At 64.5% G+C, this 14,769-nt stretch carries 16 protein-coding genes; 5 read left to right on the top strand and 11 right to left on the bottom strand.

The genetic code is table 11. The features are described 5' to 3' along the window. Positions 1-40 precede the first annotated feature (40 nt). Positions 41-571, top strand: a complete 531-nt coding sequence (locus DXY04_RS03080) for a hypothetical protein (protein WP_115160940.1) — start codon at positions 41-43, stop codon at positions 569-571. On the opposite strand, the gene DXY04_RS03075 is transcribed toward DXY04_RS03080, so the two are convergent. From DXY04_RS03075 to DXY04_RS03045, 7 genes are all read right to left on the bottom strand, one after another. After that, positions 568-1,005 (bottom strand): hypothetical protein, encoded by a 438-nt coding sequence (locus DXY04_RS03075; RefSeq protein WP_115161256.1) that lies wholly within the window; start codon positions 1,003-1,005, stop codon positions 568-570. The two genes, DXY04_RS03080 and DXY04_RS03075, sit on opposite strands and share 4 nt — an antisense overlap. Positions 1,006-1,095: 90 nt before the next feature. Continuing rightward, complete coding sequence (locus DXY04_RS03070; RefSeq protein ID WP_170951341.1) at positions 1,096-1,695, bottom strand: chorismate lyase; 600 nt, start codon at positions 1,693-1,695, stop codon at positions 1,096-1,098. Then, entirely contained in the window at positions 1,692-2,369 is a 678-nt protein-coding gene (locus DXY04_RS03065; protein ID WP_244278557.1) for a pilus assembly protein PilZ, read from the bottom strand. Before DXY04_RS03065 ends, DXY04_RS03070 begins: the two co-directional genes overlap by 4 nt. Positions 2,370-2,393: 24 nt before the next feature. Next, a complete protein-coding gene (gene mnmG / locus DXY04_RS03060; protein WP_115160938.1) occupies positions 2,394-4,325 on the bottom strand; it encodes a tRNA uridine-5-carboxymethylaminomethyl(34) synthesis enzyme MnmG in 1,932 nt (643 codons plus the stop codon). Positions 4,326-4,346: 21 nt separating this feature from the next. Continuing rightward, a complete protein-coding gene (gene dnaB / locus DXY04_RS03055; protein WP_115160937.1) occupies positions 4,347-5,753 on the bottom strand; it encodes a replicative DNA helicase in 1,407 nt (468 codons plus the stop codon). A gap of 71 nt (positions 5,754-5,824) precedes the next feature. Further along, a complete protein-coding gene (rplI, locus tag DXY04_RS03050; protein WP_115160936.1) occupies positions 5,825-6,283 on the bottom strand; it encodes a 50S ribosomal protein L9 in 459 nt (152 codons plus the stop codon). 78 nt (positions 6,284-6,361) lie between these two features. After that, positions 6,362-7,219 carry an acyl-CoA desaturase gene (locus DXY04_RS03045; protein WP_371634519.1) on the bottom strand — a complete coding sequence of 286 codons (858 nt, stop codon included), beginning with the start codon at positions 7,217-7,219 and terminating at the stop codon, positions 6,362-6,364. Between the two features lie 201 nt (positions 7,220-7,420). On the opposite strand from DXY04_RS03045, the gene DXY04_RS03040 reads away from it, so the two are divergent. The 4 genes from DXY04_RS03040 to DXY04_RS03025 all read left to right on the top strand — a co-directional run bounded on the left by DXY04_RS03040 (position 7,421) and on the right by DXY04_RS03025 (position 12,438). Then, the gene (locus tag DXY04_RS03040; RefSeq protein ID WP_115160934.1) at positions 7,421-8,713 is read left to right on the top strand and encodes a methionine gamma-lyase family protein; all 1,293 of its coding nucleotides are present in this window, start codon (positions 7,421-7,423) and stop codon (positions 8,711-8,713) included. A 10-nt stretch (positions 8,714-8,723) separates the two neighbouring features. After that, positions 8,724-9,113 (top strand): glycine cleavage system protein GcvH, encoded by a 390-nt coding sequence (gene gcvH, locus DXY04_RS03035; protein WP_115081278.1) that lies wholly within the window; start codon positions 8,724-8,726, stop codon positions 9,111-9,113. A gap of 70 nt (positions 9,114-9,183) precedes the next feature. Continuing rightward, positions 9,184-12,054, top strand: coding sequence for an aminomethyl-transferring glycine dehydrogenase (gene gcvP / locus DXY04_RS03030; RefSeq protein ID WP_115160933.1), 2,871 nt, complete (start codon positions 9,184-9,186; stop codon positions 12,052-12,054). A gap of 129 nt (positions 12,055-12,183) precedes the next feature. Continuing rightward, positions 12,184-12,438 carry a hypothetical protein gene (locus tag DXY04_RS03025; protein ID WP_115160932.1) on the top strand — a complete coding sequence of 85 codons (255 nt, stop codon included), beginning with the start codon at positions 12,184-12,186 and terminating at the stop codon, positions 12,436-12,438. Between the two features lie 2 nt (positions 12,439-12,440). Here the strand turns inward: DXY04_RS03025 and DXY04_RS03020 are convergent, their stop codons facing one another. From DXY04_RS03020 to DXY04_RS12595, 4 genes are all read right to left on the bottom strand, one after another. Further along, positions 12,441-12,647 carry a hypothetical protein gene (locus tag DXY04_RS03020; protein ID WP_011365459.1) on the bottom strand — a complete coding sequence of 69 codons (207 nt, stop codon included), beginning with the start codon at positions 12,645-12,647 and terminating at the stop codon, positions 12,441-12,443. 89 nt (positions 12,648-12,736) lie between these two features. Beyond that, positions 12,737-13,492, bottom strand: coding sequence for a pirin-like bicupin family protein (locus DXY04_RS03015; RefSeq protein WP_115160931.1), 756 nt, complete (start codon positions 13,490-13,492; stop codon positions 12,737-12,739). Positions 13,493-13,500: 8 nt separating this feature from the next. Then, the gene (locus DXY04_RS03010; protein ID WP_115160930.1) at positions 13,501-14,016 is read right to left on the bottom strand and encodes an NADPH-dependent FMN reductase; all 516 of its coding nucleotides are present in this window, start codon (positions 14,014-14,016) and stop codon (positions 13,501-13,503) included. A 36-nt stretch (positions 14,017-14,052) separates the two neighbouring features. Beyond that, the gene (locus tag DXY04_RS12595) at positions 14,053-14,766 is read right to left on the bottom strand and encodes a rubrerythrin family protein (RefSeq protein WP_115160929.1); all 714 of its coding nucleotides are present in this window, start codon (positions 14,764-14,766) and stop codon (positions 14,053-14,055) included. Between the last annotated feature and the right edge of the window lie 3 nt (positions 14,767-14,769).

Below are 14,769 nucleotides of genomic sequence, written 5' to 3'. Positions count from 1 at the left end.
GGAACAGTGGTTGCGCCGCCGCCGTCGGTAACGTCAGGGGATGGAGGAGCGTTTCGATCGGTTGGACCGGTTCCGTGATCAGCGGGATCGCCGTCTTGACCAGTTCTTGGAAACCGGCCGTCAGCTCGTCGATGGGGTGTCCGGTCGGCGACCAGGACAACGGCCTGGAGGGCGGCGCTCCGGTTTGGATCTCGATTCGGTGGGCCGCTGGGTCGGCGAAAAGGTCGAGTGGCTGTTGGAGGAGGACGACGACTGGCAGGAGCCCTGGCAAGAGGCTGGCCGTGGTCGGCCAGAGCCTGCACGTTCGATGCGTTCCGCCCGTCGCCCCCTTGATGCGATCTCCCGCCGCCGCGGAGCAGCAGCGCAGACTCCAGCGCCCCCATCAACGCCACCTGTGGCTCAGGAGTTCAACGCAGCAGAACAGGGCGAGTGGCCGGAGGACGACAGCTTCCGGGTGCAGCGCTGGTCGCGCTCTGCCCAGCCGGCAGCTCGTCCGGAACCCGAAGCCGCGCCCAATCCCACCGTCTCCCGCCGGGCCTTGCCGCGCTCCAGCCGCCGCCGGATCGACTAATGCCTCGCGTGCAATGAGCGTGGGCTGACCCGGTAGCGGCAACCCCGTGCAGCGAGCTGGTGGTTCACATCCTCGAGCAGCTCTCCGGGCATCTCTTCGGCCATCTGGTCCGCTGTGGCGGTGATCGATGGGGATCCCACCTGCAGCGCTTCCAGCAGTTGGGTCCACTGCTCCACTTGCAGGCTGCGGCTCATCGGCTCATAGCCCTTCTGTTCCAGCAGCGCGCTGCAGACCGTGCGGTTCCAGAGCACGGTGCGTCCCTGGCCATGGGGGCCGGTCTGCATGGCGGCGTTGGCGTCGAGGGCGCTTTGGGTGGGGCGGCCCCGCCTGTCACGCCAGCCTTGATGTTCGAGGGTCTTGCCGCAGTGAATCGCCGAAATGCCGTAGATCCGACCGAGGTCGGTGAGGCTGAGCCAGGAGGTGGTGGCAGCCATGACAAGGTGCACCGAATTGGCCATATCTTCTTGTGAGCACAACTAATGGCAAGTTGTCAAGAGCAAATCCCAACAAACCCGCAGGTTTGTTCATGAATTTTGTTGAAATTCCTGGCGCAGCGTGGGCCCGAGCCAGGTTTCGAGTTGCGGGCTGAACACTTCGCGAATCACGGTGAGGGCCTTGCCCTGGCGGAAGAAGCGGTAATGGCGGCTCCAGTAGGGGCCGCGATGACCAAAGGTCTGGTCGAGCCAGTCCCCCTCCACCAGCGCCAAGCCATCCACTTCACGGAACAGCTCGGAACGCCCTTCGGTGAGGCTTTTCCAGATTGGCTGGTTACGGTCCCGCAGGTGCCAATCCGCTTCGGCCTGGTTCCACCAGCTCTCGGCCCAGGCCAGCGGGGTGCCGCCGCAGGTGAGCCACACCTGGCGGCGCAGCAGTGGTGCCATCAATTCCTTCACCTCTTCCGGTGCCCCGGGGTGGTCGTTCTGGTCAGCCTCCATGGCGATCAGATCCACGGCAACGGGCGAACCGGTGAGCAGGCGCAGGTGGCGGGTGGGGCTGCCATCGCCCAGCAGCATCAGCCGCCAGGGGCCGGGCAGTTGACGCGGCCCCTCCGCTGAGAGCACCGCATCGGTGGGGGCTTGCCAAAGCTGGTGCGGTGATGGATGAAGACGGGGGGCGGGGTTCAGAACAGTCCTCCCACCGAGAGGGTTTGGTTTTGGCCGTTGCGGCTGATCACGGCACCGCTGTCGGTGACGTCCGTGAGCACCCAGCCGCTGCTGCCGATCGCTTCACCGATGCCGGCGGACACCGATCCCTGCCCCAGTTGAAAAATCGCGGAACTGGAACCACCGGGGCCCTTCACCACACCGGTGCGTTGCGGGATCGGTCCCATCGGTGCCAATGCCTGATCGCTGCCCAGGCGCTCAACCGTTAAGGGTTGTTGGATCGGCACGGTCAGCGGTTCGAGGCTTTGGATCGCAAGGGAGGCCTCCTCGGGCGTTGCCGTCTCTTCGGCGCGGCTTTCTTGGGCCGCCACTTGCTCGCGCAGCTGCTCGATCAGGGCGGTGTTTTGCTTCCGTTCCAGCTCCAGGCGGGAGCGTTGCAGGCTGCTCACCAGCCAGGCGCTGCAGATCACGCCGGCAACGGCGATGCCACTGATCAGCGGCAGCAGCCAGGTGGAGGGGGAGCGGCGTTTGCTGGGTTCGCTTGGTTTGGTTGTTGGTTCGTGCACATCCACATCCACCGGCACCAGGTGCGGCTGGCTTGGAGCGGAGACCGTCTCGCGGTCGAACACGTTGTCCATCACCTGCTCAGCCCGCAGGTTCCAATAGGCACGTGAGATGGGAACCCGGGCTGGCAAGGCAGAGGTTTCGGGAGTCCAACGCTATCGAGCTTCTGCGGTGGGGGCGAGGGGTTGGCGTTCCCTTTGCTGCAGTTCCAGCCACATCAGCAGAGCGGTGATGTCGGCTTTGCTGACGCCAGGGATACGGCTGGCCTGCCCCAGGGTGCTGGGTTGAATGGCCGTGAGCTTTTCCCGGGCTTCGTTGGAAAGAGTGCCGATGCCGGCGTAGTTGAGATCGGCCGGCAGCTTGCGCTGGCTCTGGCGTTTCACCTGATCGATCTGCTGCTGCTGGCGTTGCAGGTAGCCGCTGTATTTGATGTCGATCTCGGCGCCCTCGCGCACGGGCAGGGGCAGATCGGCATCGGCCAGGCCATGGCGCACCAGATCGGCGGCGTGCATGCTGGGCCGGCGCAGCAGGTCGGCCAGGGTGATCGAGCCTTTGATCGCTGCACCGGTTTCCTCTTCCACCGCTGGGGCCACCGGATCGCTCACCTTGAGCCGCACGGTTTCCAGCCGCTGCTTTTCGCCTTCCATCGCCTGGAGCTTGTCTTTGAACAGCTGCCAGCGCCGGTCGTCGATCAGGCCCAGCTCACGGCCTAATGGTGTGAGACGGCGGTCAGCGTTGTCGCCCCGCAGGATCAGGCGGTATTCGCTGCGGCTGGTGAGCACCCGGTAGGGCTCGCGCAGGTCCTTGCTCACCAGATCGTCGATCATCGTGCCGATGTAGCTGCCCTCACGGGGGAAGTGCACCGGCTCCTGGCCACCGATCAGCCGGGCGGCGTTGACGCCGGCCACCAGGCCCTGGGCGGCGGCTTCCTCATAGCCCGTGGTGCCATTGAGCTGGCCGGCGCTGAACAGGCCGTGCACCCGCTTGGTTTCCAGGGAAGGCTTGAGCTGGGTGGCGGGCAGATAGTCGTAATCCACCGAGTAAGCCGGCCGCAGCATCACGGCGTGCTCCAGGCCCGGCAGGCTGCGCAGCAGTTGCAGCTGGATCGGTTCCGGCAGGCCGGTGGAGAAGCCCTGCACATAGATCTCCGGGGTGTCGCGCCCCTCCGGCTCGAGGAAGATCTGGTGGCTGTCCTTGTCCGCAAAGCGAACGATCTTGTCTTCGATTGAGGGGCAATAGCGCGGACCTTTGCTGTCGATCACGCCGCCGTAGATGGCGGTGAGGTGCAGGTTGTCGCGGATCAGCTGATGGGTTTCTGCGGTGGTGCGGGTGATGTGGCAGCTCATCTGCTCACCGCTCACCCAGGCGGCCGGGTCAAAGGAGAAGAAGCGATCGGCCGCATCGCTCGGCTGCTCCTCCAGTTGATCGAGGGCGATGCTGCGCCGGTCCACCCGGGCGGGGGTGCCGGTTTTGAGCCTGTCGGTCTGGAAGCCGAGCTGCTGCAGTGCTTCGGTGAGCCCTTCGGCGGCCTGCTCTCCGGCGCGGCCGGCGGCCATCGATTGATGTCCTACCCAGATGCGGCCGCCGAGGAAGGTGCCGGCGGTGAGGATCACCGCGTCAGCGCCGTAGACGCTGCCGAAATAGGTGCGGATGCCGCTGATGCGGTGCTGGTCGCCTTCACCGCTGGTTTCCAGGCCGGTCACCATCGCTTCGCGCAGGGCGAGGTTGGGGGTGTGCTGCAGCAGCTGCAGCATCTGGCGGGAATAGAGGCGTTTGTCGGTCTGGGCGCGCAGGGCCCACACCGCCGGGCCGCGGCTGGCGTTGAGGATGCGCTTCTGGATGGCGGTGGCATCGGCCAGGCGGCCGATCACCCCACCGAGGGCATCCACTTCATGGACGAGCTGGCTTTTGGCGGGGCCGCCAACGGCCGGGTTGCAGGGCTGCCAAGCGATGCGATCGAGATTGAGGCTGAACAGAGCGGTGTTCAGGCCCAGCCGGGCGGCGGTAATCGCCGCTTCACAACCGGCATGGCCGCCGCCGACCACGATCACGTCGAAGGATTCGGTGGGGGCGGTGCTGAAGCTCATGGCTCCATTATCTGAGTTGGCTCAGGCCGCCAGGTTGCGGAAGCGGGTGAACTGCGGCTCGAACAGAAGCTTCACCGTGCCCACCGGACCGTTGCGGTGCTTGGTCACGATCACTTCGGTGATGCCGCGATCCGGTGTTTCCGGGTTGTAGTACTCGTCGCGGTAGATCATCAGCACCAGGTCGGCGTCCTGCTCGATCGAGCCCGATTCCCGCAGGTCGCTCAGCATCGGTCGCTTGTTGGTGCGTGCTTCCACACCCCGGCTCAGCTGGGAGAGGGCAATCACCGGCACGTTAAGTTCCCGGGCCATCTGTTTCAGGCCCCGGGTGATGCGCGACAGCTCCTGCACCCGGTTGTCCGAGCCTGAGCCTTCCATCAGCTGCAGGTAGTCGATCATCACCAGCCCCAGCTCCTTGCCCTGTTCGGCCATCAGCCGCCGGCAGAGCGAGCGCATCTCCAGCACGCCGGAGTTGGGTTTGTCATCGATGAAGATCGGCAGTTGCCCAAGGCTGTTGATGCCCTGGCCCAGCAGCGGCCATTCCTCTTGCTGCAGGCGGCCGGTGCGCAGGCGGCCCGCTTCGATGCCCACCTCCATCGAGAGCAGGCGGTAGGTGAGCTGCTCCTTGCTCATCTCCAGGGAGAACAGGCACACCGGCATGTCGTGCAGCTGGGCCACGTTTTTGGCCAGGTTCAGCGCAATCGAGGTTTTGCCCATGGCCGGCCGGCCCGCCACGATGATCAGGTCGCTGCGCTGCAGGCCCTGGGTCATCGCATCCAGGTCGTAGAAATTCACCGGGATGCCGGCCACTGAGGTGCCCAGCGAGCGGCTTTCGATCTCCTCAAAGGTCTGGGTGAGGATTTCGGCGGTGGGGGTGAGCCCCTTGGAAGGTTTCTCCTGGCTGATGGCAAAGATCTTCTGCTCCGCCTGATCCAGCACCTGCTCCATCGGCAGGCTCTGATCAAAGCCCAGCTGGATCACTTCATTGCCGGAGCGGATCAGCTGGCGGCGCAGGAACTTGTCCATTACCAGCCGGGCCACCTGCTCGATTGAGGCGGTGGACGGCACCCGCTCCACCAGCTCCACCAGTCGGTTGTTGCCGCCCACTTTCTCCAGGGCGCCGGTGTCGGCCAGCCAGGCGCTCATGGCGGTGAGATCCGTCGGCTTGCCCTGGCCGTGCAGCATCAGGGCGGTACGGAAGATCTCCCGGTGGGCGTTCAGATAAAACGCCTCCGGCTGCAGCACATCGGCCACGCGCCCGATCGCATCGGGATCCAGCAGGATGCCGCCCAGCACCGCTTCCTCCGCCTCCAGGTTCTGGGGCGGAAGCGAATCGGGCAGAGCCTCGAAATTGGGCTCGTCGTCGCGGCGGCCTTGGCCAAAACCACGGCGTCCCCCATCGTTGTTCTCTGGCAGGGGGACGCTCACCATGGCGGCAGGGCGTGAAGCGAAGGGATCACACTCTGGCTCGAATGAGCCGTTTGAGTGTTAATTGACAGCGATCAGTAGCCGACCACTTCCAGGTTGATCTCAGCGGTGACTTCGCTGTGCAGCTTCACCGTCACGGTGTACTTGCCGGTGCGGTGGATCTCAGGCACCACGATGTCGCGGCGGTCGATCTCCTTCTTGGTGGCGGTTTCGATGGCTTCTGCCACGTCACCGTTGGTGACGGTGCCAAACAGCACATTGTCTTCACCGGTTTGCTTCTTCACGGTGAAGCGACCAATGGTGGAGAGGGCGGTCTTGAAGTCGAGGGCTTCCTGCTTCAGGGCGGCCTGACGCTCAGCTTCCTTGGCCCGCCGGTGCTCCACCTGCTTCATCACAGCAGGGGTGAGGGGTACAGCTTTGCCGAAGGGCAGCAGGAAGTTACGGGCGTAACCCGGAGCCACTTCCACCAGGTCTCCGTCCTTGCCGAGGCTGAGGATGTCCTCATTCAGAACGACTTGTACACGCTTAGGCATGGGACCGGTATGAAAGATGGAGACGGGTGCGATCGACCACGTTACGACGTGGCCGGTTGTTGAAGGTTGCTTTGAGCCTCAGGAGGCTCCGGGGACGTAGCGGGCCGTGCGGATCCGGCTGGCCAGTCCGAGGCGCTTGAGCAAGCGCACGTGCTGCCAGGTGAGATCGAACTCGAACCAGCGCAAACCGTGGCGTGCACTGGCCGGATGGGCGTGGTGGTTGTTGTGCCAACCCTCACCGAAGGAGAGCAGTGCCACCCACCAGCAGTTGCGGGAGAGGTCGGGGCAATCGAAATTGCGGTAGCCGAAGGCGTGGGTGGCGGAGTTCACCAGCCAAGTCACGTGGTACACGACCACGAGGCGCAGAGGAATGGCCCACAGCACCAGGCCAAGGCCACCGCCGTGCACCTGGGCGGCTTCACCGAACCAGTAGAGCCCAAGGCCCAGGGGGATCTGCAGCAGCAGGAACCAGCGGTCGAGCCAGCGGTAGAAGGGGTCACACTGCAGATCGCCGGCGTAGCGGTCGAGTTCCTTCAGGGCCGGGATGTCGTGCAACATCCATTCGCTGTGGGCCCACCACAGGCCACGGCCAGCGTCGTGGTGATCCGTGGGCTGATCCGAGAAACGATGGTGATGGCGGTGCAGACCCACCCATTCGATCGGGCCGCTCTGGCAGGCCAGGGTGCCCATCAGCACCAGGATGCGCTCAACCCACACCGGCACCACCAGGCTGCGGTGCGCCACCAGACGGTGCAGGCCCAGGGTGACGCCCAGCACCGTCATCCAATAGAGAACGCCGAAGGCCACAACGCCCTGCCAGCTCCAGAAGCGCGGCAGCAGCGCCACGGTGGCAAGCACGTGCATCACCAGCATGAAGCTGGTGGTTCCCATCTTGAATTTGCGCTGACGCGCGGGCAGTCGGTTGCGCGGTGCCATCACCGCGGCCCGCTGCCGAAGCTCGCGGGTGTCAGCTGTTTGCGAGGAAACCAAGCGGATTCTCCTTGGATTGACAAAGCCGCTCAGACAGGAAAACCAGGGAGCGGATGGTGCCGTTAGTGACAGAAATCTAAAGGAGTTGCCGCATCGCAGCGGCTCCCCGCGTTGTGAATTCTGGCGTTGGCCAGGGTTTAGGAAGGCATGACATCCGTCAGGCAAGTGGTGATCAGTGCGTTTGCAGAGGACCTGATCAACGCGGTGGCGCGGGAGCAGGCCGACCTTGCTGCAGCGAGGACGGCGGCGGTGGAGCAACGCCTGCAGCGCGTGTTGGAGGCCCTGGCGGCGGAGCGCGTTGGTACCCAGCACTTTGCGTCGCTCACCGGTTACGGCCATGGGGATCAGGGCCGTGAGGTTGTGGATCGGGTCTTTGCCCGGGTGCTGGGGGCTGAAGCCGCCGCGGTGCGCCTGCAATTCGTCAGCGGCACCCACGCCATCGCCGCTGCACTGTTCGGCGTGCTGCGGCCCGGGGATCGTCTGCTTTCGATCACGGGTCGTCCCTACGACACCCTTGAGGAGGTGATCGGTCTGCGCGGCAAGGGCCAGGGTTCCCTGGCGGAATTCGGGGTTGCCTACGACGAAATCGATCTGCAGCCGGATGGGGCGGTGGATGAGGCGGCCTTGAACCAGGCCCTGGAGCAGCCCTGCCGGATGGTGCTGATCCAGCGCAGCTGCGGCTACAGCTGGCGTCCGTCGGTCACGGTTGAGCAGGTCGCCGGGCTGTGTGAGCGCATCCATGCCCGCCAGCCCGACTGCGTTGTCTTTGTCGACAACTGTTACGGCGAGTTGGTGCAGGAGCAGGAACCGACTGCGGTTGGGGCGGATCTGATCGCTGGATCCTTGATCAAGAACCTCGGCGGCACCATCGCCCCCACCGGCGGTTACATCGCTGGACGGGCCGATCTGGTGGAGCAGGCCTGCTGCCGGCTCACGGCGCCGGGCATCGGCAGTGAGGGCGGCACGGGATTTGATCTGCAGCGGCTGGTGCTGCAGGGGCTGTTCCTGGCCCCGCAGATGGTGTCGGAGGCCTTGATTGGCGCGGATCTGGTGGCGGGGGTGTTTGAGCGGCTGGGCTTCCCCGTCAATCCAGCGCCCGGGGCCGTGCGCAGCGATTTGATTCAGGCGGTGCGGCTGGGCAGTCCCGATGCCCTCAAGGTGGTGTGCCGTGCCTTCCAGGCGATGTCGCCGATCGGGGCCTACCTCGATCCAGTGCCAGCCTCGATGCCGGGCTATGCCTCGGATCTGGTGATGGCCGGGGGGACCTTCATCGACGGTTCCACAAGTGAATTTTCGGCCGATGCGCCGCTGCGGGAACCGTTCAACCTTTATGTGCAGGGTGGCACCCATCGCGCCCACATCCGCCTGGCCCTCTCCCGTGCGTTGTGTGACCTCAATGCGGCAGGACTGATCAATCTCCCGCAGACTGGGACCACCTGAAACTGCCTCGATGGCGTTCGCGTTCCCCGACTCTTTTCGCTTCGCCGACAGCCACGAGTACGCCAATGCCGATGGTGAGCTGGTGCGGGTTGGCATCAGTGCCTTCGCCGTTGATCAGCTGGGCGACATCGTGTTTGTGGATCTACCGGATGTGGGCGCCAGCCTGGCGAAGGGCACCAGCTTTGGCTCGGTGGAGTCGGTGAAGGCTGTTGAAGACATGTATGCACCGATTGCCGGTGAGGTGGTGCAACGCAATGAAGCGGTGCTGGCCAGTCCGGAGGAACTGCAGAACGACCCCCACGGTGAGGGTTGGCTGCTGGTGCTGCGTCCGTCGGATCCCTCCGAGCTCGACAGCCTGATGACCGCCGAGGCCTACGGCGCCAAGGTCAACGCCGGCTGACATCAACGCTGGCTCTCATCACCGCCGGAGCTGCGCTCTTACGATCGACCGGCGGGCTGTGCATTCGACGTTGACTTCTCCTTTTGCGCAGCGGCACATCGGCCCGAGTGAGGCGGAACAACTCCGCATGCTCAATGCCCTGGGATACAGCGATCTGCAGGAGTTCATCGCTGATGTCGTTCCCGCCGACATCCTTGATCCCAAGCCGCCGGTTGAGGTCTTGCCCGAGGGTTGCGGGGAGGCCGAGGCCCTCCAGCAGCTGAAGCAGTTGAGTGAAACCAACACGCTGCGTCGCTCCCTGATCGGGCTGGGTTATTACGGCACGACAACCCCGGCCCTGATCCAGCGCCACGTTTTTGAGAATCCGGCCTGGTACACCGCCTACACCCCCTACCAGGCGGAAATCGCTCAGGGTCGTCTGGAGGCCCTGCTCAACTTTCAAACCTTGATCAGTGAGCTCACGGGCTTGCCGATCGCCAACGCGTCGCTGCTCGATGAAGCCACCGCCGCCGCGGAGGCGATGAGCCTCAGCTTCGGGGTGTGCCGTCGCCCTGAGGCGACACGGTTCCTGGTGGACGCCAATGTGCTGCCCCAGACCTGGGCGGTGCTGCAGACCCGCGCCGAACCCCTCGGCATCAGCCTTGAGCGGGTCAACCCGGCCACGGCACCGATCGATGCGTCGGTGTTTGGTGTATTGCTGCAGTTGCCCGGTGCCGATGGATGCCTCTGGGATCCAACCGCTGTGATCGAAGCGGCCCATGCCGCCGGTGCCTTGGTCACCGTGGCGATCGATCCCCTGGCGCAGACCCTGATGGCGCCCGTGGGATCCCTCGGGGCCGATATTGCCGTGGGCAGCGCCCAACGCCTGGGGGTGCCGATGGGATTTGGTGGTCCTCACGCCGCCTTCTTCGCCACCGTTGAGGCCTACAAGCGCCAGATCCCGGGCCGTCTTGTGGGGCAGTCCAAGGATGCGGAGGGCCGTTCGGCCCTGCGCTTGGCGCTGCAAACCCGTGAGCAGCACATCCGTCGCGACAAGGCCACCAGCAACATCTGCACGGCCCAGGTGCTGCTGGCCGTGATGGCCTCGTTTTATGCGGTGCACCATGGCCCTGATGGTCTGCAGGCCATCGCCCAGCGCATTGCTGGCCTGCGCAGCCAGTTGGAGCAGGGTCTGCGGGCCCTTGGTTACCCGTTGGAGCTGGCCGACCGCTTCGACACCGTCACCGTGCACTGTGCGTCGGCATCGGCTGTGCACCGCGCTGCCGCCGTTGCTGGTTTCAATCTGCGGGTGCTGCCTGATGGTGCAGCACCGGCGGACGCCACCGGATTCGGTATCAGCCTCGATGAGCTCTCGGATCAACAGGAGCTGCAAGCCTTGCTCGCTCTGCTGGCGGAGGTCTGCGGTCAGGCCACCCCGCAGCTCGAGGCTGAGCAGCCCCCGTCCCTTTCCCTGCCGCAGCGCAGCCAGCCCTGGCTGAGCCAGCCGGTTTTTCATCAGTACCGCAGCGAATCAGAGCTGTTGCGCTACATCCAGCGGTTGGTGAGCCGTGATCTCTCGCTGGTGCACGGGATGATCCCGTTGGGCAGCTGCACCATGAAGCTCAACGCCGCCGCTGAGCTGCAGCCGGTGAGCTGGCCTGCGTTTGCGGTCTTGCATCCCTTTGCCCCAGCCGATCAGGCGCAGGGCTATCGCCATTTGGCCGACGATCTCGAGCAATGGCTGGCTGCCCTGACGGGCTTTGCCGCCGTGTCGTTGCAGCCCAATGCCGGTTCCCAGGGGGAATACGCTGGGCTGCTGGTGATTCGCGCCTGGCACCGCTCCCGCGGTGAAGCCCATCGCGACATCTGTCTGATTCCCACCAGCGCCCATGGCACCAACCCCGCCAGTGCCGTGATGGCCGGCCTCAAGGTTGTGGCTGTCGCCTGTGATGACGAGGGCAACATCGATCAGCAGGATCTGGCGGCGAAGGCGGACGAGCACGCCGACCGGCTGGCGGCGCTGATGGTCACCTACCCCTCCACCCACGGCGTGTTTGAAACCGGCATCCGTGAGATCTGCTCGGTCGTGCATCGGCACGGGGGCCAGGTGTACCTCGATGGGGCCAACCTCAATGCCCAGGTGGGGCTGTGCCGTCCTGGTGCCTTCGGTGCCGATGTCTGCCACCTCAACCTGCACAAGACCTTCTGCATCCCCCATGGGGGCGGTGGCCCAGGCGTGGGGCCCATTGGTGTTGCGGCGCATCTGGCGCCCTTCCTGCCGGGGCACCCTTTGCAGGCCAGCGCCGCATCGGCCATCGGTCCGGTGTCCGCAGCTGCGCTCGGTAGCGCCAGCATCCTGCCGATTAGCTGGATGTACCTGCGGATGATGGGGGCGGAGGCCTTGCGGCAGGCCAGTGCCGTGGCGCTGTTGTCGGCCAATTACCTCGCCCATCGGCTTGATGCCTCGTACCCCGTGCTGTTTCGCGGCAGCACCGGCCGGGTGGCCCATGAATGCATCCTTGACCTGCGCCCGCTCAAACGGGATGCGGGGATCGATGTGGATGACATCGCCAAGCGTTTGATGGACTACGGCTTCCATGCGCCCACCGTCAGCTGGCCGGTGGCCGGCACGGTGATGGTGGAGCCCACCGAAAGCGAAAGCCTGGCGGAGTTGGATCGTTTCGCCGATGCCCTGGTGGCGATCCGCGAGGAGATTCGCGCCATTGAAACCGGCACCAGCGACCCTCAGAACAACCCGCTCAAGCGTGCTCCCCACACCCTGGCGGCCGTCACAGCGGATGACTGGGATCGTCCCTACAGCCGTCAGCAGGCCGCCTTCCCGATGGAGGGGCAGCAGGAGAGCAAGATCTGGCCCGCTGTGGCACGGATTGATAACGCCTTTGGTGATCGCAACCTGGTGTGCACCTGTCCGTCGGTGGAAGCGGTGGCTGTGGCGGCTTGAAGCCCTGGTGCAAGGGGTTCAGAGCGTGTAAATTTTCACTGAAAGTGGAAAAATTGGTTTGATTCCGTTCATCGCCCTTGCGAGTTCGGTCAAACTGTTCCACAACTGATTCGTCTGTCGGGGGACACCATGGATCGGGACAACAACAAGAAATCTGCGCTCAGCAGCGTTGAAGGGCCTGCCCTTCCTCAACTTTCTGAGGGTCTGGAATCGGCCTTCAATCGTGGCCATACCTTGTCAATTGAAGGAACCAATGTGATTCGGGTTCCCTTTGGCACGCGCCGTTCCCGTCGCAGCCGCCCCGAGCGGCCCGATCACTGGGCCACCCTGGTGATTCCTTTTCAACCGGTGGGCGATCCCACTCCACCGCCGGCAGCGGCCTGAGTTCAGGCCACGCCGATCTCTGATTCTTCCTGGGCCAGACGCCAGTCCAGCAGGGCTTTGACGTCGGCCAATGAGCAGGTTGGTGTGCGGAAGGGCAGCAATCGCATCGGGCTGCGTTCCGGCCTCACCAGCCAGCTCCGGTTGGTTTGAGGCATCAAAAGAAAGCCGCGGTACCGAACCGAGGCCTCCTGACCGTTCATGAATCCCATCGCTCTAGGGATTGTTTGGAAGTGACCCCGTCATTTCAGGGCACAAGATCTGGTGTCGTGCACTTGCACCAGATCTTTTCCGGATTGCTTCACGCCAGGGCAAACAGCAGCACATCGGCGCGCTCACCGAGGCCGATCAGCTCGCTTTGTGTTGCTGCATCCTGGATCAGGCCCACCCCATCGCCCCGTCGCAGCGCCTGCTTGGGGGAGCCTTCACGGTTGAGCGTCAGCTCCCCATCAATCACCTGAAGCCAGAGCCGTCGCTCCTTGGCGTCGGGCAAGGGCAACTGCTGTTGGCGTTGCGGTTGGGCACGCCAGAGGCGCACGGGACGTTCGATGGCCATCGCATCGCCGGTGGCGTCGGGCTCAATCAGGGGCGTCCAGCCCTCGCCGATGGCGAAGGGTTTCTGCTCGTAGGCGGGCTGGATGCCCAGCTGTGCTGGCTCAATCCAGATCTGCAGCAGCCTGCAGGGCGCCCCGGTCTGGTTGATTTCGCTGTGAACGATGCCGCTGCCGGCACTCATCCGTTGCACCTCGCCGGCATGCAGCACCGCGCTGTTGCCCATCGAGTCGGCATGGCTCAGGGCCCCCTCCACCATCACCGTGATGATTTCCATGTCCCGGTGGGGGTGCATGCCGAACCCCTGGCCTGCAGCAATGGTGTCGTCGTTGATCACCCGCAAGGGGCCGAAGCCTATCCAGTTCGGATCCTGATGGCTGTCGAAGCTGAAGCTGTGCCAGGAATCGAGCCAGTCCAGCTGGCTGTGGAAGCGCTCGACTGCAGGTCGCAGGATCACGGTTGACGTGGTGGCGTGTTGACCTGTTGGCGGGACTGTCCGGGACATCGAGGTGTTCAGAGTTGGAGGGGTTGCATCTGCAGAAGCCGCTGCACCAGGTCGTTGATGCTGTCGTCCTGGGCTGGTTTGGCGTGGTTGCTCAGCAGCTGACGCCCCACCACCTGGGCCCCGAGGTGGGTGAGCTGGATGCGCAGCGACACCAGCAGTTCCATGCCGCCACTGCCGGAGAAGGTGGCCATGGCGATTGGCCGCCCGTTGAACAGGGATCGGAAGTCGTCGTCGGTCACCGAGAGCCAGGCAATGGCATTGGTGAGCGACGGCGGAATCGAGCCGTTGTATTCCGGGGCGCAGATCACCCAGCGTGGGGTTGCGTGCAGCTGGTCGTGCAGGGCGACAAGGTCAGCCCCCGCCCCTGCTGCCTGGACCTGTGGCGTGAACAGGGGTAGGTCGAGCTGGGTGAGATCGATCAGTTCGGCGCTGGCGTTCTGAGCTGCGGCGGCCTGCACGAAGCGTTCCGCCAGCTTGCGGTTCTCGCCATTGCTCGCCGTCAGAACGATGAGATCAGAGGGCATGGAGACGAAGGCTCTTGATGGAATCGTGCAAGGGGGTCAGGCCGTTTTCAATTCGGCTTCGCGGTAAGGAATAAAGCTGGCTTTGCGGGTGCCGCAGATCGGGCAATGCCAATCGTCGGGAATCGCCTCGAACGGTGTGCCTGGGGCGATGCCGGAATCAGGATCCCCTTCGGCGGGGTCGTAGATCATCGAGCACACCTTGCAGATCCACTTGCCCGGGATCGGTTGATCGGCCTGGCCTACGGTGCCCTTGCCTTGCAGGGCCTCGAGGGCAACGCCATAGGTTTCGGCGTGATGCTGCTCGATCGGGGTCAGCAGGCCGAAGTTCTTGGCGGCGGTGCGGAACAGGCCCGCATGCTCCTTGGATTCGCTGCTTTGCTCGGTGAATTCCGCTGCGGCTCCGCTGTCCCGGTCCTGCCGGGCCTGGGCGGCGAACTCCGGATACATCGTTGTGTGCTCGTAGGTTTCGCCTTCAATCGCCAGCTCCAGGCAGCGGCTCAGGATGGACTGCTTTTCCTTGTCGCTGAGCTGCTCTGGATCGTTCACCACCAACTCAGGGTGCAGCAGGCGGAAGTGGGCGAAGGCGTGTTCCGTTTCCTGCGCTGCGGTGTCTCGAAACAACTTGGCCAGGTCCTTGTGGCCCAGCTGTTTGGCCACCTCTGAAAAGAACAGGTATTTGCGGTTGGCCATGCTCTCGCCACCGAAAGCGGCCTCGAGATTGGCGTGGGTGGAAGGCTTGGAAAGGTCCATCGA

The organism is Synechococcus sp. UW86 (assembly GCF_900474085.1).
Classification (GTDB): domain Bacteria; phylum Cyanobacteriota; class Cyanobacteriia; order PCC-6307; family Cyanobiaceae; genus Parasynechococcus.
Note: the sequence above shows the minus strand (reverse complement) of the source record. Positions and strands in the feature narration are given on the sequence as shown.

What these genes read in the sequence shown, in the direction of transcription:
- DXY04_RS03080 (WP_115160940.1), top strand. Translation starts at nt 41, where the DNA reads ATGGAGGAGCGTTTCGATCGGTTGGACCGGTTCCGTGATCAGCGGGAT.
- DXY04_RS03075 (WP_115161256.1), bottom strand. Translation starts at nt 1,005, where the DNA reads ATGGCTGCCACCACCTCCTGGCTCAGCCTCACCGACCTCGGTCGGATC.
- mnmG (WP_115160938.1), bottom strand. Translation starts at nt 4,325, where the DNA reads ATGAGCTTCAGCACCGCCCCCACCGAATCCTTCGACGTGATCGTGGTC.
- dnaB (WP_115160937.1), bottom strand. Translation starts at nt 5,753, where the DNA reads ATGGTGAGCGTCCCCCTGCCAGAGAACAACGATGGGGGACGCCGTGGT.
- rplI (WP_115160936.1), bottom strand. Translation starts at nt 6,283, where the DNA reads ATGCCTAAGCGTGTACAAGTCGTTCTGAATGAGGACATCCTCAGCCTC.
- DXY04_RS03045 (WP_371634519.1), bottom strand. Translation starts at nt 7,219, where the DNA reads ATGGCACCGCGCAACCGACTGCCCGCGCGTCAGCGCAAATTCAAGATG.
- DXY04_RS03040 (WP_115160934.1), top strand. Translation starts at nt 7,421, where the DNA reads ATGACATCCGTCAGGCAAGTGGTGATCAGTGCGTTTGCAGAGGACCTG.
- gcvH (WP_115081278.1), top strand. Translation starts at nt 8,724, where the DNA reads ATGGCGTTCGCGTTCCCCGACTCTTTTCGCTTCGCCGACAGCCACGAG.
- DXY04_RS03025 (WP_115160932.1), top strand. Translation starts at nt 12,184, where the DNA reads ATGGATCGGGACAACAACAAGAAATCTGCGCTCAGCAGCGTTGAAGGG.
- DXY04_RS03020 (WP_011365459.1), bottom strand. Translation starts at nt 12,647, where the DNA reads ATGGGATTCATGAACGGTCAGGAGGCCTCGGTTCGGTACCGCGGCTTT.
- DXY04_RS03015 (WP_115160931.1), bottom strand. Translation starts at nt 13,492, where the DNA reads ATGTCCCGGACAGTCCCGCCAACAGGTCAACACGCCACCACGTCAACC.
- DXY04_RS03010 (WP_115160930.1), bottom strand. Translation starts at nt 14,016, where the DNA reads ATGCCCTCTGATCTCATCGTTCTGACGGCGAGCAATGGCGAGAACCGC.
- DXY04_RS12595 (WP_115160929.1), bottom strand. Translation starts at nt 14,766, where the DNA reads ATGGACCTTTCCAAGCCTTCCACCCACGCCAATCTCGAGGCCGCTTTC.